A 24,707-nucleotide genomic window follows, 5' to 3' on the forward strand; every position below is an offset into this window, starting at 1 on the left:
TTGCACAATGATGGTTTTTTTCATGATGGTTTCCTTTAACGTCCCCGCAGCATGGCGACCAGGGTGCGCGGCACCAGCGCCACCATCAGCAGGTGCACGCCGACAAAGCCCGTCAGCAGCGCCATGGCGATGAAGTGGACTCGGCGCGCGCACTCATAGCCGCCGATCAGCTCGCGCAGCAGGGGAAACTGCACGGATTTCCACAGCACCAGGCCGGACAGCACCAGCACGATGCAGTCGAACATGACGAACAGATAGGCGGCGCGCTGCACCATGTTGTAATGGCGCGGGTCCGCATGGGCCAGCTTGCCCTTCAGCGCGGCGACGAAATCGGCCAGCAGCGCGCGTGGCGAGAGGGGAAAGAACTGGCGCCGCAGCCGCCCCGTGACGATATTAATGATCAGATACAGCAAGCCATTGGCCACCAGCAGCCACATGGCGGCGAAATGCCATTGCAGGGCGCCGCCCAGCCAGCCGCCCAGGGTCAGCGCGCGCGGCAGTTCGAACGGGAAGAATGGCGCCGCGTTGTAGATGCGCCAGCCGCTGGCCGCCAGCACCACCACGGCCACGGCATTGAGCCAGTGCGTCAGGCGCAGCCAGGCGGGGTGGATCACGCTCGCTTGTGCGTTCATCACATCGCTCCCTTCGCGCAGGATGCCGTGCTGACGGCTTGCAGGATGGCGCTACTGTCGGCCCGCTGCACGAAGGCCACCACTTGCAGCTGCTCCGGGCGCCAGCTGGCGGGCAGTTGCACTTCGCGGCGCAGCCGGGCACGGCCCTGCGCCAGCGCAACTGGCCCCAGCCACAGGCGCACGGCCGCATCGTGGCGCAGGGTGGCGCCCCGGTTTTCGCCGCGCAGCACGGTCGAGACGATGCCGCTTTCGCTGATGGCCACGTACAGCTGGCCGCCCGTCCGCCCATCCAGCGCGCTGGCATTGGCTTCAAGCACCAGTTTGCCTCCCGGCGCCGGCGTGGCGGACAGGCCGATGTTGACGGGCGCGGCGGTCGCGTTGATGCGGCGGATGGCGGCCGGCAGCTGCGTATCCCAGCCGCGCAATTCCGTGCCGCCGACGAAAAACTGCGGCGTGTAGGCCACGTGACGCGGCTGATGGCGCAGCAACTCGGCCTGGCGAGAGTCAAATTGCGCCTGCGCCAGCGGGTCCGTCCAGCCGATCTGGTCCCAGTACGTGACGTGCAGGGCCAACGGCACGACCAGGCTGGCCGCGCCCGCCTCCTTGCGCAAGGCGTTCAGGCGCCGGTCGGCGGGCGGGCAGCTGGAGCAGCCTTCGCTGCTGTACAGCTCCACCAGCGCCGCCGTCCGCGGCCCGCTTTGCACGGCGCAGCGCTGGCCGGCGGCCAGTTGCGCGTATGCGGGTGCCGTCGCGGCCCACACGCAGAGCGGAACGAGGCTGGCGGCAAGGCGGTGCTTGATATGCATGATGACTACCCGTTATAGTGAATGAAGAAACGTGCTTGCCTGTCAATTCGCCGCGCTGGCCGGATTGGTTACAGCTGCCGGCAAAATTAGTGATATTTATTTTTTTCAACGCCTGTCACCAAAGGCCCGCATGCAACGAATACCTGTCAGTGAACACCTGCATGGCACGGAATTACGGCTGCATGGCTTGATGCTGCGCGGGCTTAATGGCGATGCGGCGGCGTACCGCAGTTTTTTGCAGGCAAGCAGTGCGCACTTGCGCGCGTTTTTCCGGCGCCGCCTGCAACGCTGGCCGGACGAGGTGGAAGACCTGGTGCAGGAGTGTTTGCTGGCCATCCACAACCAGCGTCTGACGTATGACACGGGCGTGCCGCTGACATCGTGGATCCATGCGATCGCGCGCTACAAATTGATCGACTGGCTGCGCCGGCATGGGCGGCGCGAGGCGCAGCACTTGCCGTACGACGAAGAAGATAGCGCGCAGGAACTGTTTTCCAGCGCCGATGCCGAAGCGGCCGAGGCCAGCCGCGACCTGGGCAAGCTGCTGGCCACCTTGCCGGCGCAGCAGCGCGACGCCATCGTGCATACCAAGCTCGACGGCTGGTCCGTGCGCGACACGGCGGCCGCCATGGGTATTTCGGAAGCCAGCGTCAAAGTGGCCGTGCATCGCGGCTTGAAGGCGCTGGCGGCCAATTTGAGGATAGAAGGAAGCACATCATGAAAACCGATGACTTGATCGCCATGCTGGCCAACGGCCCCGACGTGGCCGCCGCGCCGCCCCCGGGCGTCCGCTGGCGCGCCGCAGGCACCCTGGGCGCCGGCCTGCTGGCCAGCGTGGCGCTGATGACCATGTTGCTGGGCGTGCGCCCCAACCTGGAACAGCTGGCCCTGCTGCCCGACTTCTGGATCAAGGTCGGCTTTGTCGTGTGCCTGTCGCTGGCGGCCTGGCAAGTCAGCCGTCGCCTGTGCGTGCCGGGCGCCGCCACGCGCGCCCTGCCCCTGCTCATCGCCATGCCGCTGCTGCTGATGTGGGCGCTGGGCGCCATCATCCTGCAGGAAGCCCCGCCAGGGCAGCGCGCCGAACTGTTCTGGGGCGCGACCTGGCGCAGCTGCCCTTTGCTGATCGCCATGCTGTCCCTGCCCATCCTGGCCGCCGTGCTGCGCCTGATGCGCCAGCTGGCGCCGACCCGCTTGCGCCTGGCGGGCGCGGCCGCCGGCTTTGCCGCCGGCGCCTTGGCGGCCCTAGTGTATTGCCTGCACTGCCCCGAGCTGGCGGCCAGCTTCGTCGGCTTCTGGTACGTGCTGGGCATGCTGGTGCCGGCCGCCATCGGCGCGGCCATCGGCCCCACAGTGCTGGCCTGGTGAGCGGCCGGCAAGGTGACATGAGCACTTTGACAAAGAGTTGAATCCGTTTTTTTCTCCCTGTCGTATAAGTCAGGCAGCCTGCAGTTTCTTGGACTGGTCTGTCAACGCCAACAACAATCGGGAGAATCGAAATGTCTTTGTCACGCTCGAAAACCGCACTGGGCGCCGCACTGCTGGGCAACCTGCTCGCCTTATCCTTACCTTTGGTCATCGCGCCAGCGGCCCATGCCTCCAGCCACCGCGAAGCGCCGTTCATCACGCAAAACCCGAAAGTCGACGCCACCGACTTTTACATGTTCCGCAGCTATGAGGCGGGCCGCGGCGCCTACACCACCCTGGTGGCCGACTACATTCCCCTGCAAGACGCCTACGGCGGCCCGAACTACTTCGCCATGGACCCGAACGCCCTGTATGAAATCCATATCGACAACAATGGCGACGGCAAGGAAGACCTCACCTTCCAGTTCCGCTTCACCAACACCATCAAGGATGGGCAGTTCACCGTGGGCGGCAAGAAGGTGTCGATTCCGCTGGTGATCAACGGCGGCGCCATCGATTCCGTCAACCCGGCCGGCCTGAACGTGCGCGAAACCTACAGCGTGACGGTGGTGCGGGGCGACCGCCGCACGGGCACGCGCAGCGCCGTCACCAACGCCAGCGGCGGCGGCACGACCTTCGACAAACCCGTCGACTACATCGGCACCAAGTCCATCCCCAACTATGCCGCGTATGCCGCGCAGCACGTCTATGCGGTCAACATCCCCGGCTGCGGCACGCCGGCGCGCATGTTCGTCGGCCAGCGCAAGGACCCGTTCGTCGTGAACCTGGGCGAAACGTTCGACTTGATCAACATTAAGGCGCCCGCCACGGAATTTGCCGCGAATGCGGAATCGGCCGCCAAGGATGACCTGGCGCGCAAGAACGTCACGGCCATCGAGATGGAAGTGCCGACCGCCTGCCTGACGGCCGGCAGCGACCCCGTCATCGGCGGCTGGACCACGGCCAGCCTGCGCCAGGGCCGCTTGCTCAATCCGGCGCCGGGCAGCGCCATTCCCGCATCGAAGGAAGGCGGCGCGTGGGTGCAGGTGTCGCGCCTGGGCATGCCCCTGGTGAATGAAGTGGTGATCGGCCTGAAGGACAAGGACCGCTTCAATGCCAGCAAACCGTCGGGCGACGCGCAATTCGCCGACTACGTGAAAAATCCCACCGTGCCCGCCCTGGTGGAAGTGCTGTTCGGCTCGGCAGGCGCCAAGGCGCCCACCAACTTCCCGCGCAACGACCTGGTGGCCGCCTTTTTGACGGGCATCAAGGGCGTCAACCAACCAGCGACGGTGGTCGCCTCTGAAATGCTGCGCCTGAATACGTCGATCGCCCCCACCGCCGTCGGCGCGCAAAAGCGCCTGGGCGTGATCGACGGCGATAACGCGGGCTTCCCGAACGGCCGCCGCCCCGGCGACGACGTGGTCGACGTGGTGCTGCGCGTGGCCATGGGCAAGCTGTGCACCCTGAACATCGGCTGCGCCCCGGCCGACGCGCCCGCCGGCGGCCTGCACTTCACGGACGGCGCCTTCCTCGATGAAACCGCATTCACGGCAGGTTTCCCCTACCTGAAAACACCCGTGGCCGGTTCGCCGCAACTGTAAGCCAACCAGGAGAATGCGATGAAAAAGCTCTATGTAGTCAGCGCCCTGGCGCTTGCCTCCCTGCTGGCCGGCTGCGGTGGCGGTGGCAGCAGCCACGGCGGCGATAACGGCAACGGCGGCACCACGCCGCCGCCCGTGGTCCTGCTCGATGCCTTCTACGCCGCCGTCAGCGACGTCATCACGACCACCAGCGATGACAAGGATGGCGTGGCCATCGACGCCATCATGGCGACGTCTCCGGAAAATACGGAGCCGGTGCCGCTGTAACGCGCAGTCACCAAGTGCGGGCGCCGGAGACAGCGTTCTCCGGCGCCCCGCCCTTGCCACCCTACTCCGACGTCGATGGCAGCCACGATGAAAACACCAATTTCCCTGCTGTGCGCCTGCCTGCCCTTGCTGGCAGGAGCCGCGCCCTACACGCCGAAAGATGGCGGTGCCGTCATCGAGCAGCTGCCGCGCCGCGCCGACGCCACGCAGCTCGCCCTGCGCGGCCTGCGCCAGCGGCTCGACGCCACGCCGCGCGACCTGGCCCTGGCCAGCGACCTGGCGCAGCGCTACATCGCGCTGGCGCGCAGCGAAACGGACCCGCGCTACCTCGGCTACGCGCAAGCGGCGCTGGCGCCCTGGTGGCGGCAGGCGGCGCCGCCCGTCCCCGTGCGGCTGCTGCGCGCCACCATCCTGCAAAGCACCCACCATTTCGGCCCCGCCCTGCAGGACCTTGACGCCGTCATCGCGCAGCAGCCGCAAAATGCCCAGGCCTGGCTGACGCGCGCCACCGTGCTCACCGTGCAGGGCGACTATGCGCAAGCGACAGCGGCCTGCGCCAGGCTGTCCGCCCTGACGACGCAGCTCGTCACCGTCACCTGCCTTGCCAGTATCGCCAGCGTCACGGGCCGCGCCGCCAGCAGCGAGCGCCTGCTGGAACTGACCCTGCAAAGGAGCGCCGGCGCGACGCCCGAACTCGACAGCTGGGCCGCAACCCTGCTGGCGGAAACGGCCGCGCGGCGCGGCGAGAACGCCATCGCCGAAGCGCGCTACCGGCAGGCGCTGGCGCGGCAGCCGCGCGACAGCTATCTGCTGGGCGCCTATGCGGATTTCCTGCTCGACCAGCGGCGCCCGCAGGAAGTCGTCAAATTGCTCAAAGACCAGCAGCGCATCGACGCCCTGCTGCTGCGCTACGCGCTGGCCCTGCAAGCGCTGCCCGGCCAGCAGACGGCCTTGCTGGCGGCGAAAGCGGAACTGGCGGCCCGCTTCAACGCGGCCATGCTACGGGGCGACACCGTGCACCAGCGAGAACAGGCCCGTTTCGCCCTGTTCCTGCAGCAGGATATTCCCGCCGCCGTGCAACTGGCGCAGCAGAACTGGGCCGTCCAGAAGGAAGTGCCCGACATGCGCATCCTGCTCGAAGCGGCCCTGGCCGCGCGCAACTATGCGACGGCACAGCCCGTGCTGGCCTGGATCGCGGCCAACGGCGTGGAAGACGTGGCCCTGCAGCGCCTCGTCAGGCAGCTGGGGCCGCAGGAGGGGCAGAAAATCAGTACCGCGAAGAAAGCAGGTGTCCTGTGAGGTGTCCTGTGAATCGTTGCCTTGTCATCCTGCTGCTGTGCGCCTGGCTGGCTCCCGCGCAAGCGCACAAGCCCAGCGACAGCTATCTGAGCCTGGCCGTGCATGGCCAGCAAATCGAAGGGCAATGGGATATCGCCCTGCGCGACCTCGATTTCGCCATCGGCCTCGATGGCAACGGCGACGGCGCCCTGACGTGGGACGAGATCCGCGCGCGCCACGATGCCATCGCCGCCTACGCGCTGTCGCGCCTGCAAGTGGCCAGCGACCGGGGCGCCTGCCCCTTGCAAGCGGCCCGGCAGCTGATCGACAGCCACACGGACGGCGCCTACAACGTGCTGCGCTTTCGCGCCGACTGCCCGGATGGCGCCGCGCCAGCCAGTCTGAGCATTGGCTACACCCTGTTCGCCGACCTCGATCCACAGCACAAGGGACTGTTGAAACTCACCAGCGATGGCAACACGCAAACGGCCATCTTCGACCCGGACCGCCCGCGCCAGACGCTGTCGCTGGCCGCGCCCGACCGCCTGGCGCAGTTCGGCGCCTACGTCAAACACGGCGTCTGGCATATCTGGATCGGCTACGACCATATTTTGTTTTTGCTGTCGCTGCTGCTGCCGGCCGTGCTGCTGCCAGGCTTGCGCGAGCAGCAGCAGGGATTGAAAGCGGCGTTCCATGACGTGCTGAAGGTCGTCACGGCATTTACGCTCGCCCATTCCATCACCTTGAGCCTGGCCAGCCTGTCGCTCGTGTCCCTGCCGTCGCGCTGGGTCGAGTCGGCCATCGCCGCTTCCGTGATCCTCGCCGCGCTGAACAACCTGCTGCCCCTGTTCCGTGGCAAGCGCCCCGTGGCGGCCTTCGCCTTCGGCCTGATCCACGGCTTCGGTTTTGCCAGCGTGCTGCGCGACCTGGGCTTGCCCCAGGGCTCGCTGCTGGCCAGCCTGCTGGGCTTCAACGTGGGCGTGGAGCTGGGACAGCTAGCCATCGTCGCCGCCTTCCTGCCCCTGGCCTGGCTGCTGCGCAAGACCTGGTTCTACCGCCAGGTGCTGACCGTCGGTTCGCTGGCCATCGCGCTGGTGGCGGCCGTGTGGCTCGTCGAACGGCTAGCCGACATCAAGCTGATCAGTGCATGAGCGCTTGCCGATTCAAGGGAAGCCGATAAATCCTGCCGGCACGGCCTGCGTCAACCACACGCCATTGGCCGACACGTAAAACACGTGGCCCTGCGCCTGCATGGCGGCCGCATCCACCGTCAGCACGACGGGCTTGCCATGCCGCGCGCCGACGGCCACGGCCGTTTCGCGATTGCTGGACAGGTGCACGTGCTTGCGCGCTCCCGGCAGCAAGCCGCCGGCACGGATCGCGTCGACAAAGCGGCTGGCCGTGCCGTGGTACAGCATGGCGGGCGGCGTGGCGGGCGGCAGGTCGATATCGACGGCGGCCAGCGAATGGCCCTGGTTGGCGCGGATGCGCATGCCGTCGTCGCTGATGGCGTAGCGCGTCTTGCTGTCGCGCGCCACCACGTCATCCAATTGTTCACGGGAAAGGCGGCGGCCATGCCGGGCCGATTGCGCCAGCAGCTGGCCGATATCGGCCCAGCCTTGGGGATCGAGCGCAAGGCCGATTTTCTCGGGGGCGTGGCGCAATATGAGGGAAAGGAATTTGCTGGTATGTACTAAGTGATCTGTCATGCCCTAGTCTACCGTTATCAGAACGCGTGTGACAAGGTCAGGCGTACGGAACGGGGTTCGACCGGATGAAAATGCCGGTCGTTCACCCCTTCCGTGGCCTCGCCGGGCAGGCGCGAAGCATAGTAATAATCGATGTCGCTGGCCCGCTTGTTGAACAGGTTGAAGACGTCGAGCGACAGCCGCGTCCTGCGGTTGAGCTGATACGCGAGGCGCGCATACGCCAGGGTGGTCGAGGCGGAGCGCACGCTATTGTCTTCGATCAAGGGCCGGGGGCCGAAGTAGCGCAATTGAAAAGCGCCCGACCACGCACCCCGGTCCGTCACGGTCACGCCGAACGACGCCACCTTGTCGATGGCGCCCGGGATATGCTTGCCGGCGGGATCGTCTTGCGTGTAGCGCGCGCGCGAAGCGGCCAGGTCCAGGTCGAACAGCAGCCACGGCGCGGCAATATAATGGTTGTTCCACTCGATGCCGTGGCGGCGGCTGGCGCGGCTCGCTTGCGTCTCCCCCGCGTCGCCCACGAACAGCAATTCCGAGGCGACGTCGAGACGCCACAGGGCCAGCGAGCTTTGCAGGCCCGGCAGCCATTCCGTGCGCGCGCCCAGCTCCATGCCCTTGGTCGGCACGAGCGGCGTGACGGGCGTGGACGGCGTGCCGTCCGGCAAGCGCGTCTGCGTCGTGCCGCGCGCATCGTTGCTGTGGAATCCCTTGCCATAATTGACAAAAAACTCCCACTTGCTCCATGGCCCCAGGATCAAGGACAGCTTGGGCGACACCAGGTGATCGTTCGCCGCGCCGCTGTTGCCGGCTATGCTGCTGTTCACATTGAAACGGTAGGCGTCGTAGCGCACGCCCGCCACCGAGCGCAGCCACGGCAACCATTGCACGGTGTTTTCGCCATACAGGCCGACGCTGGCCTCGCGCACCCTGTCTTCGCGCACCGTACTCTGCCGTACCCGATCCACCGTGTTGTACAGGCCCACGGGCGACAGGCGGTCATAGCGGGCCTGCATGCCCAGCTTGTTGCGCAGGGGAAGACCGAACAACTGCGTGCTCCAGCTTTCGCTGGCGTTCACGCCCGCCAGCGTGCGCCGCTCGCTTTGCTGGAACTGGTCGCCGGTGGCCGGATTGGCCAGCAAATACGTGAAATCGCTGTTGAGTTCCAGCTGCGAGCGGATCAGGTAGGCGTCAAGCTCGAACAAGCGGTTCTCCGTGCGCTTGCGCATGGCGTACGACAGGCTGGTGCGCGAGGTGTCGCCGCCGTCGCTGGGCGCCAGCGAGCCGAAGCGGCCAATCTGGCCCGACGCCACGGCGCGCAGCGGCACCTGGTCGGTGGCGTTCCAGCTATTGTGATAGGCCATGGCCGTCACGCTGAAGCCGTCATTGGCCGTGCCCTGGCTGTAGCGCAGCACGCCGCTATATTTACGCACGCGCTCCGGCACGTCCCAGGGACCGTTGTTGCGCTGTGTTTCCAGCCCGTACAGCAAGGTGCCCGGCCCGGCCGCGACGGAATCGGCCACGACGCCGCGCAGATAACCGTGCTGGCCGATGGACACGCTGGCCTGGCCTTGCGGCAATTTGTCGGCCAGGCGGATGCGCGCGCTGCCTGCCGAGGCAAAATCGCCTTCGCCGGTGAAATACGGCCCCTTCTTGTAGTCGATGCGCTGCACCAGCTCGGGAATGAGGAAGTTGAGGTCAGAATAGCCTTGCCCATGGGCATGCGTGCGCATGTTGACGGGCATGCCATCCACATACGTGGCGAAATCCGTGCCATGGTCGAGGTTAAATCCGCGCAAGAAATACTGGTTGGCCTTGCCGTCGCCGCTGTGCTGAGTGACGATCAGCCCCGGCACGAATTCCAGCAATTCGCCCGTCCGCAAGGCGGGCCGGTTGACGATCAGTTCGCTGGTGATGACGCCCTGGCTGGCCGCATCCGACGTGCCGACGGCGTTGTCGTAGTGGCCCGTCACGCGCACGGTGCGCGCCGCGTCATCGACGGTGGCGGCGGCCCCTTCCTGCGCTTGCGCCGCCTGGCAACCCATGCTCAACATGACCAGCGCACAAGCCGCACTCTGTTTGCGTTTTCTCAATCGCATCGCGTCTCCAGTTTTTATGATGTCAGTACAGGCTCCTACGGACCATATACGCGACAGGCTGGCAGTCTGGATTCAGCTTTTTCAAGGAACGACCGTGGACCTGAATGACAGCGCCAGCAAGGCAAGCACCAATGTCGCCGCCGTGCGCAAGAAAGATGCGCTGCCGTACATCTTGCTGTTCATCCTGCTGGCGGGGCTGCTGGCCGTGCTGGCCGGCGCCCTGCTGCCGCCCTACTATCACGCCGTGCCGGCCCTGCTGTGGAGCCTGGGCTTTTGCGTCAGCGGCATGCTGCTGGGCTTTTTGTTCGGCATACCGCGCAGCCTGCCATCGGGCACCGTCAACGCGGCGCCGCCCGACGAGCGGAGCAATGGCAAGGGGCGTACCACGGACGAGCCGCCCCCGCCAAGCGCCGACGCGGCGGCCGGCAACGCCAGCAATACCCTGTTCCTGGGCACGCCCACGCCCATGGAAATCAATTCGAATCTGGTGGAAGTGTCGGACTGGCTGACGAAAATCATCGTCGGCGTGGGTTTGATCGAGCTCAAAAGCCTGCCCGGCAGCGCGCGCAGCATGGCCGCCTTCGTCGCGCCCAGCCTGGCCACCGACACGCCCACGGCCATGGCCATCGTGGGCGGCATCATGCTGTTCTTTTCCGTGCATGGGTTTTTGATCGGCTACCTGCTCACGCGCATTTACCTGTCCATCATGATCAAGCGCGCCGACAGCCTCGTCAAAAATGAATCCGTGCGCCTGGAAAGCGGCAAGGAAATCGAAGTGACGGAACTGAGCCGCTTGCAGCAAAAGTCGCTCGACGACATGCAGGAAGCCGTAACGCAGCTGCTGCTGGCCCATCCGCCGGACGGGGGCGCGGCAGTCACGGCCCTGGCCGGCATGCCGGCGGAGAAAAGGCCCGCCACCCCGGTGCTGTGGCTGGATGACCATCCACGCAACAATACCTTGCTGGTGGAACAGATGGAACGGGAAAACATCAAGGTGGACCAGGCGATCTCGACGCGGCAGGCGCTGGCCATGCTGCAGCAGAAGCCCTATGCACTGCTCATCACGGACATGGCACGGGTGGAAAACCGCCGGCGCATCAAGGATGCGGGCGTGCGCACGGTGCGCGACGTGCGCCAGGCGCAGCCCACGCTGCCCATCATCGTCTATTGCAGCAAAGATACGCTGGCAAGTTACGGCACGGAAGCGGAGGCGGCGGGCGCGCGTTTCATCACCACCTCCGGCACCAGCCTGCTGGCGGCCGTCAACAAGCTATTGCACGAAGGGCGCGGGGATGGCGGTCAGTCCTTCGTATCGTAAGGGTAGCTGCCCACATAATGGAGCGAACTGCGCTGCGGGTGCGCCAGCCGGTTCGGCGCGAACACGCACACGCCCGTGTCGGCCAGCACGCCCTGCGCATCCGCACAGGCTTGCGCCAGCCAGCTGCCGGCATACGACACGCCGTCCAGCAGCTGCGCCAGCGGCACGGGCGCCGGCAACAGCGCGCTTTCAACACAGGCAGGCTCGTACCGGGTGAGACCCGTTTCCAGGAAGAATGGCGACGGCACGGCGTCGCCATCGTCCGTGTACGCGGGAGCCACATAGGCCTGCAGCGCTTCCCAGCCGGGAAAGCGGCCGCTGCAGGCAAACACGTGGACGATGGGCACGCTGCCGGACACGCTTACAGCTTCTCCATCTTTTGCCGCACGGCCGGCGCCGTCGAAGCCGTCGGCGCCAGTTCCAGATAGGTTTTATAGGCGGCCTTGGCCTTGGCGGCATCGCCAGCCTTGGCATAGGCGTCGCCCAGGTTCAAATAGGCGATGGCGCGCGACGGATCCATCTTGACCGTGTTTTCAAACCAGCGGGCCGCTTCGCGGTATTTTTCCTGCTTGTAGAAGACAAAACCCAGATTGTTGGCGGCCAGCGCGAAATCGGGGCGCAATTTCAGCGCTTCCGTAAATTGCGCTTCCGCCGCCGCATATTGTTTCTCCTTGTACAGCTGCAAGCCGCGGTCGTTGGCCCGCTGCGCCAGCTGGCGCGTGGAGGTCGGCACGGCGCCCGGCGTGACGATCTTCTGCTCGCCGCCCTGCAAGTCCTTCACCGTCACGCTGGCGGCCGCCGGCTTGGCGTCGAGCTTGCTGTTCAGGGCGATGGCTTCCGTCGACAGCTGCGTCGTGTTCGGGCTGAGGAATTCCGTCTCGCCCGGTAATTCGAAGACGAAATCGCCCCCTTCCGAGCCCGGCAGGCTGCCGAATGCGGGCGTCTGGTTCGACACGCTGGAGACGGCCGGCGCCACGTAGGCCGCCAGTTCCGTGGCCGTGATCAAGCCGTCGCCGTTCAAGTCGCCCTTGCCAGCCAGGCCTTGCAGCAGGGTCCACGTGAAGACGGAGTGGCCGTTCGGTCCGCCATCGGCCACCAGCTGGTCGCCGCCGCCGGCCGTGAGCATTTGCCGTCCGATGCGCTTGGCGTTGTCGCGCAAAAACGAACTGGAACCGGCGCCGCGCGTCAGGCCCAGGCCGCTGTAGCAGGCATCCATGACGAAGAACGCGTGCTTGGCCGTCAGCGATTCCGCGATATTCTGGATTTCCGTCATCGGAATCGCATCGGTGGCGAACTGCGCCGGGTCGGAATCGACGGGCACGATGTAGCCGAGGTCGCGCCCGGAACTGAGCTTGCGCGTGGCGCCGTGGCCGGCGAAGAAAACGAAGATGCGGTCATTCTTTTGCACGCCGCCATGGGCCAGCTTGTCGTGGAAGGCGGCCAGGATATTGTTGCGCGTCGCCTCGCCATTCTTCAGGGTCACGACACGCTCGGGCGCGAAGGCGAATTTCTCGATCAGCGTCTCGCGGATGCCTTGCGCATCGCGCACCGCATATTGCAACTTTGGCCACTTCGCATAATCGTCGATGCCGATCACGACGGCCCAGGAATTGGCGTAGCCCGTGGTGACGGGCACTTTTTCCGGCGCGGGGGCCGTGCTTTTCGCCACCTGGAAGCTGGTGCCATCCCAGCCCGCGAATTGATAGCCTTCGGCGATCAGCTTGTCGAGCACGGCCGGCAAGGCTTTCACCGTGCGCTCATGGATGTCGTGGAAGAGCACGATGCCGCGTCCCGCCTTGTCGACGGAGGCCAGCACGCGGTTCGTGATCGAGCTGGGCACGGGATCGGCCCAGTCCAGCGAATCGATATTCCACATCACGGATTTCAAATGCGCATCGGCCAGCGCGGCCATGCCTTCACTGTTGCGCGCGCCATACGGGAAGCGGAACAGCGCGGCCCGCTCGGGGCTGATGGCCTTTAACAGAGTATCGGTGCCGAGGATTTCGCCTTTCAGCTTGTCGCCCGTCTGTTTCGACAATTGCGCGTGGCTGAAACTGTGGTTGCCCACGGCATAGCCCTCTTTCATCAGCTTGCGGCTCACTTCCGCGCCCGCGCCCAGCTTGGCGTGGCCTTCCGCGTCGAGCGAACCGAGGTTGCGGCCCACGTTGAAGAACACGGCCGGCACGCCATACTGTTTCAGGATGGCGCTGATCTCTTCCGTGTAGCGGCGGTGCGGGCCGTCGTCGAAGGTCAGCACGATGGTTTTCTTCGGCAAGCCGAGGCCGAAGATTTCCGCCTCGTCCTTCTTGGGGACGGGCTTGGCGTCGGGCACGGAGCCAGCCGGAGGTGTCGCATACGGCACGACGATGCCGTTTTCCTTCAAGATCTGTTCGCGGCTGTAGAGCTTTTTCAGCTGCGCCACGTAATCGTCCCACCGTTCGCGCTTGAGTTCGATGGCGCGCTGGCCCAGGTTGCCGAAGATTTGCCGGATTTCCTTCTCGTAATTGCGCTCGATCTCGCCGAGCGCATCGAGGTCTTCCGAAATGCGCTTGTGCAGCTTGATGGCCGGCAGGGACGAGTCTTTCGCCACGTCGGCCAGCATGCTTTGCAGCAGCTCGCGGAAGGCCAGGCGGTCCGCGTCGTACAGGCCGGGATCGGATTCGATATACGTCAACAGGCTGTCGAGCGCTTCGAAGCGGCCCGGATTGGTGGGCGCCGTCAGCTGGTCGAGCGCCGCATCGAGCCTGGCGATGCGTTCCTGGTTGTCATGGAACAAGGCCTGCCCCACTTTACGGGCTTCGTCGCGCGCCCCCTCGGGCAAGCTTTGCTCGTCGGCCAGCAACACGATAATCTTGCGGAAATTGCCCAGCAAGTCGCGGAACTGGGCGGCCACGGCGGCCGTGTCGACGCTCGCCTGGGGTGCGGCGGCCGGACTGCCCGAGGACGGGGCGCCCGGCGCGGCGGTGACGGCGGGACGGGTGTAGGTATAAATGCCGGCCCCGGCGGCGAGTGCCACGACGACGGTGGCGGCGATCTTGATCGGCTTGGAAGTCACAGGCTTGTCATTCCCTTCACATACTATGCATAGAATTCAGATGGCGCGGCTGCGCACGATGCATAATTGTAAAGCACGCTTGGCAGTTGCTCGGTCCGCACGCTGAATTTCGGCAATAATATCGCTGAACACCTCCTTAGATCGCTAAAACGGAAAAGACGATGCACAAGAAACTCTGCGCAGCCGCGCTCATGCTGGGCGTGGCCCTGATGCTGCTGCAACTGCGCGCGCATGCGGGCGATGGCGTGGCGACGCTGGTCGGGCACGTGTGCCTGCCGCATTGAGCAATTGCGCTGGCCGTCTGGTCAATCAGGGTCCGGGTCGAAACGCTTGCGCAAGCCTTGCCAGCACTCAAAATAATCGGTTTGCAGCAGGCCGCCATCGAGCGCGAACGGCGTGGGCTTGAGGATGGTGCGCGTCTCGAACATGAAGGCCATGGTGTCGCCCACCTTCACGGGCGCGGACGTGTCGCCGTGCGACGCCTTGTCGAAGGTCTGCGCATCGGGACCGTGGCCGGACATGCAGTTGTGCAGGCTGGCGCCACCCGGCACGAAGCCGGCCGCCTTGGCGTCGTACACGCCGTGGATCAGGCCCATGAATTCGCTGGCCACGTTGCGGTGGAACCACGGCGGGCGGAACGTGTGTTCGGCCGCCAGCCAGCGCGGCGGGAAGATGGCGAAGTCGATGGCGCCGAACAGGGGATTGTCGCCGGGCGCCTGCAGCACGAGGAAGATCGACGGGTCGGGATGGTCGTAGCTGATCGAGCCGATGGTGTTGAAGCGGCGTAAATCGTATTTGTACGGCGCGTAGTTGCCATGCCAGGCCACCACGTCCAGCGGAGAGTGGTCGAGGGTCGTGCGCCACAGGTGGCCGCCGAACTTGGCCACCAGTTCGCACTCGCCGTTGATGTCTTCGTAGGCCGCGTGCGGCGTGAGGAAATCGCGGCTGTTGGCCAGGCCGTTCGAGCCGATCGGCCCCATGTCTGGCAGGCGGAAGGCCGTGCCGAAGTTTTCGCACACATAGCCGCGCGCCGCCCCATCGGGCAGGGTCACGCGGAAGCGCACGCCGCGGGGAATCACGGCGATCTCCTGCGGTTCCAGCTCGATCAAGCCCAGTTCCGTGGCGATCGCCAGCCGGCCCTCCTGCGGCACCACCAGCAATTCGCCATCGGCCGAATAGAAGAAACGCCGCATGGAACGGTTAGAAGCATACACGTGGATGGCGCAGCCGCTCATCGCTTCGGCGCTGCCATTGCCCGCCATCGTCTGCCAGCCGTCGATGAAATCCACCGGCGTGGCGCCGTCGGGCAGCGGCAGCGGGTCCCAGCGCAGCTGGTTCGGCGGCGTGGGGGGCATGGCGTGGAAATCGCTGACGATGCGCGTGTTGGCAAGCACAGTGAATGGCGGATGCTGGCTGGCGGGCCGGATGCGGTACAGCCAAGAACGCCGGTTCTGCGCGCGCGGCGCCGTGAAGGCCGTGCCCGACAATTGTTCCGCATACAGGCCCAGCGGCGCCTGCTGCGGCGAATTCTGCCCCTGCGGCAAGGCGCCGGCGATGGCTTCCGTGGCAAATTCGTTGCCGAAGCCGCTTTGGTAGCCGGCGCCTATCATGCGCGCTCCGCCAGGCCGTCGGCTGCGTCGCGCAGCAAGCCCTGCACCACCTCGGCCTTGCCGATGGCGCCCATGGCCAGCAAGGCGAAGCGGGCCAGGAACAAGGGCGAACGCTGTTCGCCCAGGCCGCCCATGGCGTGGCACAGCTCGGTGTATAGATTATCGAGTTCGATGTCGCTCATATTGTCTCCTTGTTACTGTGATTGGGCGATGCCGGCCGCCGCCAGCGCTGCCGCCACCTGCCCCGCCTGCACTTGCCGCCAGCGTCCCAGCACGTGGCCATCGGGGCGCACGAGGTAAAACGTGCCGGGCTGCGCGTCGAACAGCGAGCTTACCTGCGCCGTGTGGTCCCAGGCGCACTCTTGCGCCCCGCTGCGGGCGATGGCCACGGTCGTCAACGGCAACACGTCGCCCAGCGCCAGCAGTTCGGCCGGCACGCGGCCATCCTCGCTGAAGTACAGTCCCGTGAAATGGCCATCGGCGCGCTTCAGCAGATCGGTAATATACCCCGCTTTTTGCCCGCCGTCGTGCGGCAGCGCCAGCGGGCATTCCGGCAAGACCGTGCCCGGCGCGGGGCCGGCGGCAAACGTGTCGAGGTCGGGCGCATTCAGGGCCGACTGCGCATACGCGATGGCGCTCGTCTGGCGCGGGTTGATCAGCGAGCGCACGTGGGCATGCTTGCCCGCCAGGCCCAGCACGGCCGTGCGCATCAGCTCGAAGGCGAAGGTGGGCGGCGCCATGAATTCCGTGCTTTTGGTGCCGTGGCGCAGGTTTTCATGGGCCGCATACACGCGCTCGTCCGAATAGCTGTCGAGCAAGGCATGCGGCGCCCGGCCCTTGACGACGTAGGCCAATTTCCAGGCCAGGTTGTCCGCGTCGTCGATGCCGGAATTGGCTCCGCGCACGCCGAAAATGGGCACCAGGTGGGCCGCGTCGCCGGCGAACAGCACGGGGCCATGCCGGTATGTGTCCAGGGTCAGGGCATTCGCCTTGTAGATGGTGATCCATACGGGATGCCACGGCGCCGTCTCGCCCATCATGGCCAGCAGGCTGTCCACGCGCGGCGCCACGTTTTCAAGCAGCACGGCCGCCTGCGCATCCTCGTCGTCGCGCAACTGATAGTCGATGCGCCAGATATCGTCGGGCTGCTTGTGCACCAGCACGGTCGAGCCGGGATTCGACGGCGGGTCGAAATACGCGAGGCGCTCCGTCGGGCGCTCGCTCTTCAGGTGGATGTCGACGATGACATAGCGCCCTTCATAGCTGGTGCCCCGCAGTTTCAGGCCCAGCGCCTCGCGCACGGCGCTGCGCCCGCCATCGGCCGCCACCAGCCAGTCCGTCTCGATCTGGTAGCTTGCATCGGGCGTGGCCACGGTGACGGTGGCGCCGTCGGCGCGCCGCTCCACGCCGGTCACCCGCGTTTGCCAGCGGATATCGATCAGCTCGGGCTGGCGTTCGGCCGCGTCGAGCAGGAATTGCTCGATATGGTATTGCGCCAGGTTGACCATGGGCGGCAGCTTCTGGTTCGCGTCTTGCGGCATCGTGAAGTGCAGCACGTCCTCGTCGCGGTAAAAGCTGCGTCCGCCCGCCCAGGGCAAGCCCTTGGCCAGGAAACCGTCAAGCGCGCCCAGGCGTTCGATGATTTCCAGGCTGCGCCGCGAAATGCAGATGGCGCGGCTGCCCGTGCAGACGCCATCGTCCGCTTCGATCAGCACGCAGCGCACGCCATGGCGCGCCAGGCCCAGGGCCGTGGCCAGGCCCACGGGGCCGCCGCCGACGATGAGGACCGGCACGTGCTGGGTGCCGGCGCCAACCGCTTTGCCCGGCGGATACACCTTCGGCACATGGGGATAGGGGTGAAACGTGTCGCTCATGATGGTTTCCTCTTCAAGAATGTGTTTTACCGGTGCGCGCGATGGGCAGGCTCAGCACGATGGCCGCGCCCGCCACCAGCAGCACGCTGGCGTACAGCAAGCCCGTGGCAAAGCTGTGCGTGATATCCTTCAGCCAGCCCACGACGACGGGGTTCAGGGCCGAGCCGATATTGCCCGTGGCATTGATGACGGCGATGCCGATGGCGCGCGCGCCCAGGCTCAATGCCCGGTCCGGTGTCGTCCAGAAGACGGACATGGCCGTGTAGGCGCCCGTCGAGGCCATGCACACGCCCAGCAATTGCACGACGGGATTGCTGGCATAGGCCGTGAAGAGCCAGCCGGCGGCCGACAGCAGCATGGGCCAGACGATGTGCCAGCGGCGTTCCTGCAGCCGGTCCGAGCGGCGCCCCCAGGTAATCATGCCGATCACGGTGCACACTTGCGGTATGGCCGCCAGCAGACCGATTTGCGTGTTGCTGGCGTTGCTGTTGAAACTTTTCACGATCAGCGGCGTCCACACGGCCACCATCGCCAGGGTATTGACCAGGCAAAAATAGGCGACGCCGAATTTCAATACCGTGGGCGACAGCATTTCCGCCAGCACCGAGGTTTTCTGCCGCGGCGCGCCGTGCGCTGCGGCAGGCTTGTGCTCGGCCGCCAGCATGCGCGCCAGCACCTGCCGCTCCAGCTTGCCCAGCCAGTTCGCCTTCTCGGGCGAGTCATCCAGGTAGCCGTACACGGCCAGGCCCAGCAGGACGGAAGGCATGCCTTCAAGCAAGAACAGCCATTGCCAGCCTTTCAAGCCCCAGTGGCCGTCCAAGCCCAGGATCAGGCCCGACAGGGCCGAACCGATGGCGGCCGTGACCGGCATGGCGATCATGAACAGGGCATTGGCCCGCGCCCGGTAAGCGCTGGGAAACCAGTAGGTCAGGTACAGCAGCATGCCGGGCAGGAAACCCGCCTCCGTCACGCCAACGAGAAAGCGCAGCGCGTACAGGCTGGCCGGGCCGCTGGCGAACAGGGTCGCCGTCGAGGCCAGGCCCCAGGCGATCATCATGCTGCCGATCCAGCGGCGCGCGCCGATGCGGGCCAGCACGATGTTGCTGGGGATGCTGCAGGCGATGTAGGCGATGTAAAACAGGGTGGTGGCAAAGCCGAACTGGGTGCCGGACAGGCCCAGGTCTTGCATCATGGTCAGGCCGGCGAAGCCGATATTGATGCGATCGAGAAAGGAAAACACGAACAGCAGGAACAAAAAACCCAGCAAATGGCGCGATACCTTGCGCATCACCTGCTGTTCCAGTCGGAGGGTGGCCGCGTCAGGAACGGGCGCGGTAGTGGCGGGCATGGCGGGGGGAACCGCCTGGGTGATGGTCATGCTGGTCTCCATAAGGTGTCGCCCTCCCCTTGTTATTGTTCTTGGGTGAGAGCGGCCGGGTGATCCCGGCTTGCAACACAGTATGCAGACGACTATGCCGATGGTTGTCCCCATTTTGGGGACAACCATCGGCCACAAGGACTAGCCAGCGCGCTTAACCGCGTTTCTTGATAGGCACGTTATCGATTTTCTGGTTGCCATAGCTGAAGGAACCGTGGCCGCTCCAGTTATTATCGGTGACAAAGGTGGCGTCGAATTTGGCCAGGTAGCTGCCGATGGCCGGTGGCGGCACGGAAACGACATACTCGCCGCTCAGGCTAAAGACGCGCGTGGCGCCGCCGACGCCCAGACCGTGCACGGGGCCGCTGACGGGGCGAATCACCACGCGGCCATGCGGCGGGGCGATCGATTGCGTGATCAGTGCTTCGCCGCTGACGGAACCATCGTCAGGATTGTAAAACAGAGCCAGATTCAGGATCGGTGCGCCAGGCAAGCCAAGATTGCCTGCGATCAGAAACACGTGCTCTACCGCATTCAGTTCAGATGAGGACACAATGGACTCCTTCGGAAATGATTTCTGAGCCATCAAGACAGAGATCGCGGGACGCGACAGGCATAGGCTGTCAGCCTTGCCGATGGCCGTTTTGCTTTGGCGCATCAACACTCTGCAGATAGCATAGTCAATATTTTGCTAGCAATATGCTCACATTATTGCCTTGAATTCAGGAAATTTTATGCAGCCCCTGGCATGCCCCTACCGCTAGCATTTATCCAGCCTATGCCCCTAGACATAGCGCAAACAATTGTCGCTGGCTGGAAATGCCCAGGCGCTTGTAGGCGCGCTTCTGGTACGTGATCACGCTGGATGGCTGCACGCCCATGGTCTCGGCGATTTCGACGGCCGTGAGGCCTTCGAGCACGCAACGCAACACGTCCAGTTCGCGCTTGCTCAAGGCGGGGCAATGCTGGCGCAGCCTTGCGAGCATCATCGGCGCGACGCCTTGCGTGGCCTGGCCATTCAAGCTGTAGTGGTGCTTGACGGCATGGGCAAACAACGGTGACAGGGTTTCGATGCCCGCCACCTCGCCGGGCAGGAACTTGCCCTGGCTGCTGTCGCGGTAGAAATTGACGGACAGCCAGATATCGCCGGCCGGCTGCACCAGCAAGGATAGCCGGTCCGAGACATTCGGTTTTTGATAGCAGGCGGCGCGGTAGCCGGGATGGTCGATCTCGTCGCTGGCCTGCTGGTGCAGCACGATGGCGGGATCAAGTTTCCGCCCCGGCGCCGGAGCGATCACGCGCTGGTTGCCATCGAGCGCGTAATAGTGGCGCGCGTAGCTCTCGGCAATGTCTTGCAGAAAACGGCCGCCGCGCCGGTCGGCCACGGCGACGGTGCGGGGCCGGTTGCCAAATTCATAGGCAAAGATCGTGCACTGGGCGATGGGCGCGACCGTGCTGACCGTCTTCAGGATGGCCCCGGCGACGGCGTTCACGTCCGCATGGCCGATGGCCGCCATCAACTCCAGGGTACGCCCGAAGTCCAGCTGCCCTTCCGCCTGCCGCCGCTCGACGCGCCAGTAACGCATGCCAGCTCCCCTCTGCCGCTTCGCTTACTGCGCGCGCTGCGGCAAGACCCAGTCCGGCCGGATGTAATGGCAGGTATAGCCGTGCGGCAAGCGCTGCAGATAATCCTGGTGCTCCGCTTCCGCTTCCCAGAACGGGCCGGCCGGCGCCACTTCCGTCACCACCTTGCCGGGCCACAGGCCGGAGGCGTCGACATCGCGTATCGTGTCTTCGGCCACCTGCCGTTGTTCTTCGCTGGTGTAAAAGATGGCCGAACGGTAGCTCGTGCCACGGTCGTTGCCCTGCCGGTTTTCCGTGCTGGGGTCGTGGATCTGGAAGAAGAATTCCAGGATCTTGCGGTAGCTGATGGTGCTCGGGTCGAAAATGATCTCGATGGCTTCCGCGTGCGTGCCGTGGTTGCGGTAGGTGGCATTGGCCACATCGCCGCCGCTGTAGCCCACGCGCGTGGCAATCACGCCCGGATAACGGCGCAGCAAGTCTTGTACGCCCCAGAAGCAGCCGCCCGCCAGGATTGCGGTTTCCTTGTCTTGTGCCATGGTCTCTTTCCCGTTGTAGTCAGAAGCAGCTATCTTACTCTGTCGCGCGACTTTCTTCAGCGGGCCAGCAAGCGTTTGAGCTGCGCCGCCTGATAGGCGCCGATGGCGTCGTTGAACAGGCAGCGGATCAAGGGGTCGTCGACGATGTCGGCCTCCACCAGTGCGGCCCGCGCCTCGGCGTCGAACGGGCCATCGTTGATGCGCATGTACATCGACGTCAGCGATTCACCGAGCACCAGCGCCGCATGGCATTTCACCAGCGGCACTTCAGTGGTCCAGCCCGGCGCCTCGCCCGTGTCGGGCACGAGGTCGATCAAGTCGCCATGCGTGCGGTAATGCAGGACCGTGGCCGCGCCGTCCTGGCCGTACAGCGACAAGCGCCACAGGCGCGGCGCCTGGAAATAGCTGTCCTCGGGCAGCTCCATGGCGCGGTAGCGTTCGAGCAAACCGTCCTGGCAAAAATCGAGCACCAGCGCCGTGTCAGCCGCATTCAAGGGCGCGAAACGGCGCGCGATGTCCGCCGTGGCGGGTGCAAGCGCCTCGGGACGGTAGTCGAAATCGACGTCTTGCGGGCCCACGGGAACGACCCACGGCAGCGGCGCGGCCGGCGTCATGCCGTGCGCGTCGAGCAGCACGGCCGTGGACGGGTCGAGGCGGAAGATGTGCGCGTCCGGCAGCGCGGCGCCCATTTCATCGGCAAAGCGGCGGTAGGTGATCGGGAACATCGCGTGGTTGTACCAGGACCAGTCCTCCTGCACGAACTGGCAGGAACTGGGCACGAGGTAACGGGGCGCCAGCGCGCGCAGCTGCGGCACCCAGTCGTCGGGAAGTTCGACCGGGCCAGGCTGCGCCTGCGACGGCGCGATGACGGCGATCTCGCGCATGGTCTGGAATGGCCACAGCACCATGTCCCATGGCGCGAACGCGGCCAGCTGCGCCAATGTCTCGGGGCCAATCCACGAATCGACGACATTGAGCACGTTGAGGCCATCGGCGCGCACCTGGAACAGCGAGTCGACATCGTCGTCGAGCGCGCGGCGCGGAATCACCTCGATGGCGCCCACCCGCACGGGCACGTCGACCTGCAGCTTCTCGACGCGGGTAAAACCAAGCGCGCGCAGCATCGCGAACAGCTCGTCGAAGACGCAGTACAGGTAAATGGGCGTGGCGCGGTCCAGCGCGTCGAGGCTGTCGAGCGAACAGTGGTCGTCGTGGAAGTGCGAGATGAAGACGGCATCCCAGCGCAGCCGGCGCACGGCGTCGAGGTCGAAGCGCACGGCTGGAAACGCGTGGCAGTTGCGGCTGAACGGGTTTTCGACGATGGGATCGAAGGCGATGGCCGTGCCTTCGCATTCGAAGACATAGCCGGCGTGCAGGATGCGGGAGATTTTCAGGGGCATGGATAAGCTAGATAAACCCAACGGCGGAAATACCGCAAATTCCGGGGTCAGACCCGCCGGGTCTGACCCCAGCTCTTGCTTTGGGGGTGAAAACAAGCACTAACTTGATGGGAAATGTTTAATACGGATTATTCAGCACATCCATCGCGAAATACGTGAAGATCATGTCCGCGCCCGCGCGCTTGATGGCGCCCAGGGTTTCCTGCACCACGCGGCGCTCGTCGATGGCGCCCGCCTGCGCGGCGAACTTGATCATCGCGTACTCGCCGCTGACCTGGTAGGCGCCGATCGGCAAACGCGTCACTTCGCGCAGGTCGCGGATGATGTCCAGGTAGGCGCCGGCCGGTTTCACCATCAGCGCGTCGGCGCCTTCGGCTTCGTCGATCAAGGACTCGCGCACGGCTTCGCGGCGGTTCATCGGGTCCATCTGGTAGGTCTTGCGGTCGCCCTTCAGGGTGCTGCCGGCCGCGTCGCGGAACGGGCCATACAGGCCGGAGGCGAACTTGGTCGAATACGCCATCACGGGCGTGTCGTGGAAACCGGCCGCGTCCAGCGCGCCGCGGATCGCCGCTACCTGGCCATCCATGGCGGCCGACGGGGCGATGATGTCGGCGCCCGCCTGGGCCGCGATGACGGCCTGCTTGCCCAGGTTGAGCACCGTGCTGTCGTTGTCGACCGTGTCGCCATGCAGGATGCCGCAATGGCCGTGGTCCGTGTATTCGCAGAAGCAGGTGTCGGACATGACCACCATTTCCGGCACGGCGTCCTTGATGATGCGCGACATGCGCGCCACCAGGCCGTCCGGGTTCAGGGTGTCGGTGCCGTGGCTGTCCTTGTGGTGCGAAATGCCGAAGGTCATGACGGAGCGCAGGCCGGCGCGCGCGTAGCGCTCGATTTCCTGCGCCAGCTTCGCTTCGGGAATGCGGCGCACGCCGGGCATGGACTTGATGTCGATGAAATCGCTGGAACCTTCGTCGACGAAGATCGGCAGAACCAGGTCGCGCGGATTGATCTCGGTTTCGCGGAACAGCTCGCGCAGTTGCGGGGTCGCGCGCAGGCGGCGCATGCGCGAAGTGGGGAATTGTGCTGGCATGGGGTGACTGGCTTCAGGTTAACAACGCCGATCAGTATACGCCGATCGCGCCGCTTGCGCCGGGCCGGCCGGCAAAAAAGCCGCGCAGGTCAAGAAACACCGCCCCGCGCCTTCATTGCGCGTGCAGCAGGGCCGCCACTTGCCAGCGCATGTCGGCAGCCAGTTGCACCAGCATGGCGCCGCGGCGGCGCGCGTCCGCCCGTTTTTTCGACGGCACCAGCTCCAGGTCCGGCATCCGGCAAGGGCCGCATGGCAGGCGGAAATCGCCGTCGCCGGTGGGCAGCGCATGCAGTTCGCGCCACGCCAGGTCGTAGTCGCACGAGATGTGCCGGCGCCGGCGCCAGTTCAGGGCGATGCGGTTGGCGTTGCTGACCAGGTCCAGGTGGACGCAGCCGAAGAAGTCGCCCAGGTCGCGCAAGGCGGCCACCATCAGGTTTTTCGGCCGGCAGCCGTGCAGCGCCCGCGTAGCCTCTTTCACCGCCTGCGCGCCGGCGGACGAGCGCAAGCCCTGCAAGGCGCCCAGCTGGACGACGCTGCCGCCAGCCTGGGGACGGAACAGAAAACTGGCCAGATACAGCGGCACGCCGTCGCGCGTCAGGCGCAGGCACAGTTCCCCCTCGCGGTGGCTGTCGTGGATGGCCGTCAGTTGCAGGCGGTAGGTGGCGCCATCCCTGCCCTCGATGGCGGCCAGCACCAATGCGCGCCGCGCCGCGTATTCCACCAGCGGCCGCGCGCCCGCCTGCCACAGGAAGCGGTAATGCCCGCACAGCAGGTCCACCCTCGCGGCGCAGCCCAGCCGGCGGCTGGCGTAGGGCCGATAGATCTTGTAGCGCAGGCTGGGGTGGACTTGCGCCAGCGCCGCCAATCCCGGCGTGGCGGCGATGTAGGCTTGCCAGCGCGCGCGCTGCACGGGAAACACGAGCGCGCCCAGGACGGCCTTGATGCGGTGGCCATGCTGGCGCAGTGCCGGCTGCTGCGGCGCGGCGTTGTCGCCGGCGGCGGTAAAAGTATGCATGAAACGGCTCTACTGAACGGGACGCGGCGACGGCCGCAGGCGGCCCGG

Annotated in this window: 24 protein-coding genes; 8 read left to right on the top strand and 16 right to left on the bottom strand. The window is 65.6% G+C overall.

The annotated features are described in order from the left end of the window. Positions 1–35: 35 nt before the first annotated feature. A complete protein-coding gene (locus J0O65_RS03815) occupies positions 36–632 on the bottom strand; it encodes a cytochrome b/b6 domain-containing protein (RefSeq protein WP_215404283.1) in 597 nt (198 codons plus the stop codon). Beyond that, on the bottom strand, positions 632–1,438 hold the full coding sequence (locus tag J0O65_RS03820; protein ID WP_215404285.1) for a DUF1223 domain-containing protein: 807 nt from the start codon (positions 1,436–1,438) through the stop codon (positions 632–634). The genes J0O65_RS03815 and J0O65_RS03820 overlap by 1 nt, the downstream gene beginning before the upstream one ends. 130 nt (positions 1,439–1,568) lie before the next feature. On the opposite strand from J0O65_RS03820, the gene J0O65_RS03825 reads away from it, so the two are divergent. The 6 genes from J0O65_RS03825 to J0O65_RS03850 all read left to right on the top strand — a co-directional run bounded on the left by J0O65_RS03825 (position 1,569) and on the right by J0O65_RS03850 (position 7,142). After that, positions 1,569–2,159, top strand: a complete 591-nt coding sequence (locus J0O65_RS03825; protein WP_215404287.1) for a sigma-70 family RNA polymerase sigma factor — start codon at positions 1,569–1,571, stop codon at positions 2,157–2,159. Further along, a complete protein-coding gene (locus J0O65_RS03830; protein WP_215404289.1) occupies positions 2,156–2,803 on the top strand; it encodes an NrsF family protein in 648 nt (215 codons plus the stop codon). The genes J0O65_RS03825 and J0O65_RS03830 overlap by 4 nt, the downstream gene beginning before the upstream one ends. A 131-nt stretch (positions 2,804–2,934) precedes the next feature. Further along, complete coding sequence (locus J0O65_RS03835) at positions 2,935–4,446, top strand: DUF4331 domain-containing protein (RefSeq protein ID WP_215404291.1); 1,512 nt, start codon at positions 2,935–2,937, stop codon at positions 4,444–4,446. An 18-nt stretch (positions 4,447–4,464) separates the two neighbouring features. Next, positions 4,465–4,713: a hypothetical protein gene (locus J0O65_RS03840; RefSeq protein WP_215404293.1), complete on the top strand. Its 249-nt coding sequence runs from the start codon at positions 4,465–4,467 to the stop codon at positions 4,711–4,713. An 87-nt stretch (positions 4,714–4,800) separates the two neighbouring features. Beyond that, positions 4,801–6,012 (top strand): tetratricopeptide repeat protein, encoded by a 1,212-nt coding sequence (locus J0O65_RS03845; RefSeq protein ID WP_215404295.1) that lies wholly within the window; start codon positions 4,801–4,803, stop codon positions 6,010–6,012. A gap of 8 nt (positions 6,013–6,020) precedes the next feature. Then, complete coding sequence (locus tag J0O65_RS03850) at positions 6,021–7,142, top strand: HupE/UreJ family protein (RefSeq protein ID WP_215404297.1); 1,122 nt, start codon at positions 6,021–6,023, stop codon at positions 7,140–7,142. A gap of 12 nt (positions 7,143–7,154) precedes the next feature. Here J0O65_RS03850 and J0O65_RS03855 read toward each other — a convergent pair whose 3' ends face one another. Both J0O65_RS03855 and J0O65_RS03860 read right to left on the bottom strand, forming a co-directional pair. After that, complete coding sequence (locus J0O65_RS03855) at positions 7,155–7,700, bottom strand: RNA 2'-phosphotransferase (RefSeq protein WP_215404299.1); 546 nt, start codon at positions 7,698–7,700, stop codon at positions 7,155–7,157. Positions 7,701–7,717: 17 nt separating this feature from the next. Next, on the bottom strand, positions 7,718–9,751 hold the full coding sequence (locus tag J0O65_RS03860) for a TonB-dependent receptor (protein ID WP_251373391.1): 2,034 nt from the start codon (positions 9,749–9,751) through the stop codon (positions 7,718–7,720). A gap of 139 nt (positions 9,752–9,890) precedes the next feature. Between J0O65_RS03860 and J0O65_RS03865 the strand changes: the two genes are divergently transcribed. Further along, on the top strand, positions 9,891–11,114 hold the full coding sequence (locus J0O65_RS03865; RefSeq protein WP_215404303.1) for a response regulator: 1,224 nt from the start codon (positions 9,891–9,893) through the stop codon (positions 11,112–11,114). Here the strand turns inward: J0O65_RS03865 and J0O65_RS03870 are convergent. Next, a complete protein-coding gene (locus tag J0O65_RS03870; RefSeq protein ID WP_215404305.1) occupies positions 11,096–11,473 on the bottom strand; it encodes an immunity 22 family protein in 378 nt (125 codons plus the stop codon). The two genes, J0O65_RS03865 and J0O65_RS03870, sit on opposite strands and share 19 nt — an antisense overlap. Positions 11,474–11,475: 2 nt before the next feature. After that, on the bottom strand, positions 11,476–14,169 hold the full coding sequence (locus J0O65_RS03875; protein WP_215404307.1) for a polysaccharide deacetylase family protein: 2,694 nt from the start codon (positions 14,167–14,169) through the stop codon (positions 11,476–11,478). 161 nt (positions 14,170–14,330) lie between these two features. Here J0O65_RS03875 and J0O65_RS28100 point away from each other — a divergent pair, with 161 nt between their 5' ends. After that, positions 14,331–14,453, top strand: coding sequence for a hypothetical protein (locus J0O65_RS28100; protein WP_285896774.1), 123 nt, complete (start codon positions 14,331–14,333; stop codon positions 14,451–14,453). A 21-nt stretch (positions 14,454–14,474) separates the two neighbouring features. Here the strand turns inward: J0O65_RS28100 and hmgA are convergent, their stop codons facing one another. From hmgA to J0O65_RS03925, 10 genes are all read right to left on the bottom strand, one after another. After that, a complete protein-coding gene (gene hmgA / locus J0O65_RS03880; RefSeq protein WP_215404309.1) occupies positions 14,475–15,779 on the bottom strand; it encodes a homogentisate 1,2-dioxygenase in 1,305 nt (434 codons plus the stop codon). Next, positions 15,776–15,961 (bottom strand): hypothetical protein, encoded by a 186-nt coding sequence (locus J0O65_RS03885; protein ID WP_215404311.1) that lies wholly within the window; start codon positions 15,959–15,961, stop codon positions 15,776–15,778. Before J0O65_RS03885 ends, hmgA begins: the two co-directional genes overlap by 4 nt. A gap of 12 nt (positions 15,962–15,973) precedes the next feature. Then, the gene (locus J0O65_RS03890) at positions 15,974–17,653 is read right to left on the bottom strand and encodes an FAD-dependent oxidoreductase (protein ID WP_215404313.1); all 1,680 of its coding nucleotides are present in this window, start codon (positions 17,651–17,653) and stop codon (positions 15,974–15,976) included. A 13-nt stretch (positions 17,654–17,666) separates the two neighbouring features. Then, positions 17,667–19,031 carry an MFS transporter gene (locus J0O65_RS03895; protein ID WP_251373395.1) on the bottom strand — a complete coding sequence of 455 codons (1,365 nt, stop codon included), beginning with the start codon at positions 19,029–19,031 and terminating at the stop codon, positions 17,667–17,669. 154 nt (positions 19,032–19,185) lie between these two features. Beyond that, the gene (locus tag J0O65_RS03900; RefSeq protein ID WP_215404315.1) at positions 19,186–19,584 is read right to left on the bottom strand and encodes a DUF1842 domain-containing protein; all 399 of its coding nucleotides are present in this window, start codon (positions 19,582–19,584) and stop codon (positions 19,186–19,188) included. Between the two features lie 223 nt (positions 19,585–19,807). Next, positions 19,808–20,617, bottom strand: coding sequence for a helix-turn-helix domain-containing protein (locus tag J0O65_RS03905; protein WP_215404317.1), 810 nt, complete (start codon positions 20,615–20,617; stop codon positions 19,808–19,810). A 24-nt stretch (positions 20,618–20,641) separates the two neighbouring features. Beyond that, complete coding sequence (gene msrA, locus J0O65_RS03910; protein ID WP_215404319.1) at positions 20,642–21,151, bottom strand: peptide-methionine (S)-S-oxide reductase MsrA; 510 nt, start codon at positions 21,149–21,151, stop codon at positions 20,642–20,644. 56 nt (positions 21,152–21,207) lie between these two features. Continuing rightward, positions 21,208–22,551, bottom strand: coding sequence for an MBL fold metallo-hydrolase (locus J0O65_RS03915; RefSeq protein WP_215404321.1), 1,344 nt, complete (start codon positions 22,549–22,551; stop codon positions 21,208–21,210). 118 nt (positions 22,552–22,669) lie between these two features. Continuing rightward, positions 22,670–23,644, bottom strand: coding sequence for a porphobilinogen synthase (gene hemB / locus J0O65_RS03920; RefSeq protein ID WP_215404323.1), 975 nt, complete (start codon positions 23,642–23,644; stop codon positions 22,670–22,672). 112 nt (positions 23,645–23,756) lie between these two features. Then, positions 23,757–24,659, bottom strand: coding sequence for a VirK/YbjX family protein (locus J0O65_RS03925; RefSeq protein WP_215404325.1), 903 nt, complete (start codon positions 24,657–24,659; stop codon positions 23,757–23,759). Between the last annotated feature and the right edge of the window lie 48 nt (positions 24,660–24,707).

The organism is Janthinobacterium sp. JC611, from assembly GCF_018682595.1.
GTDB lineage: Bacteria > Pseudomonadota > Gammaproteobacteria > Burkholderiales > Burkholderiaceae_D > Janthinobacterium.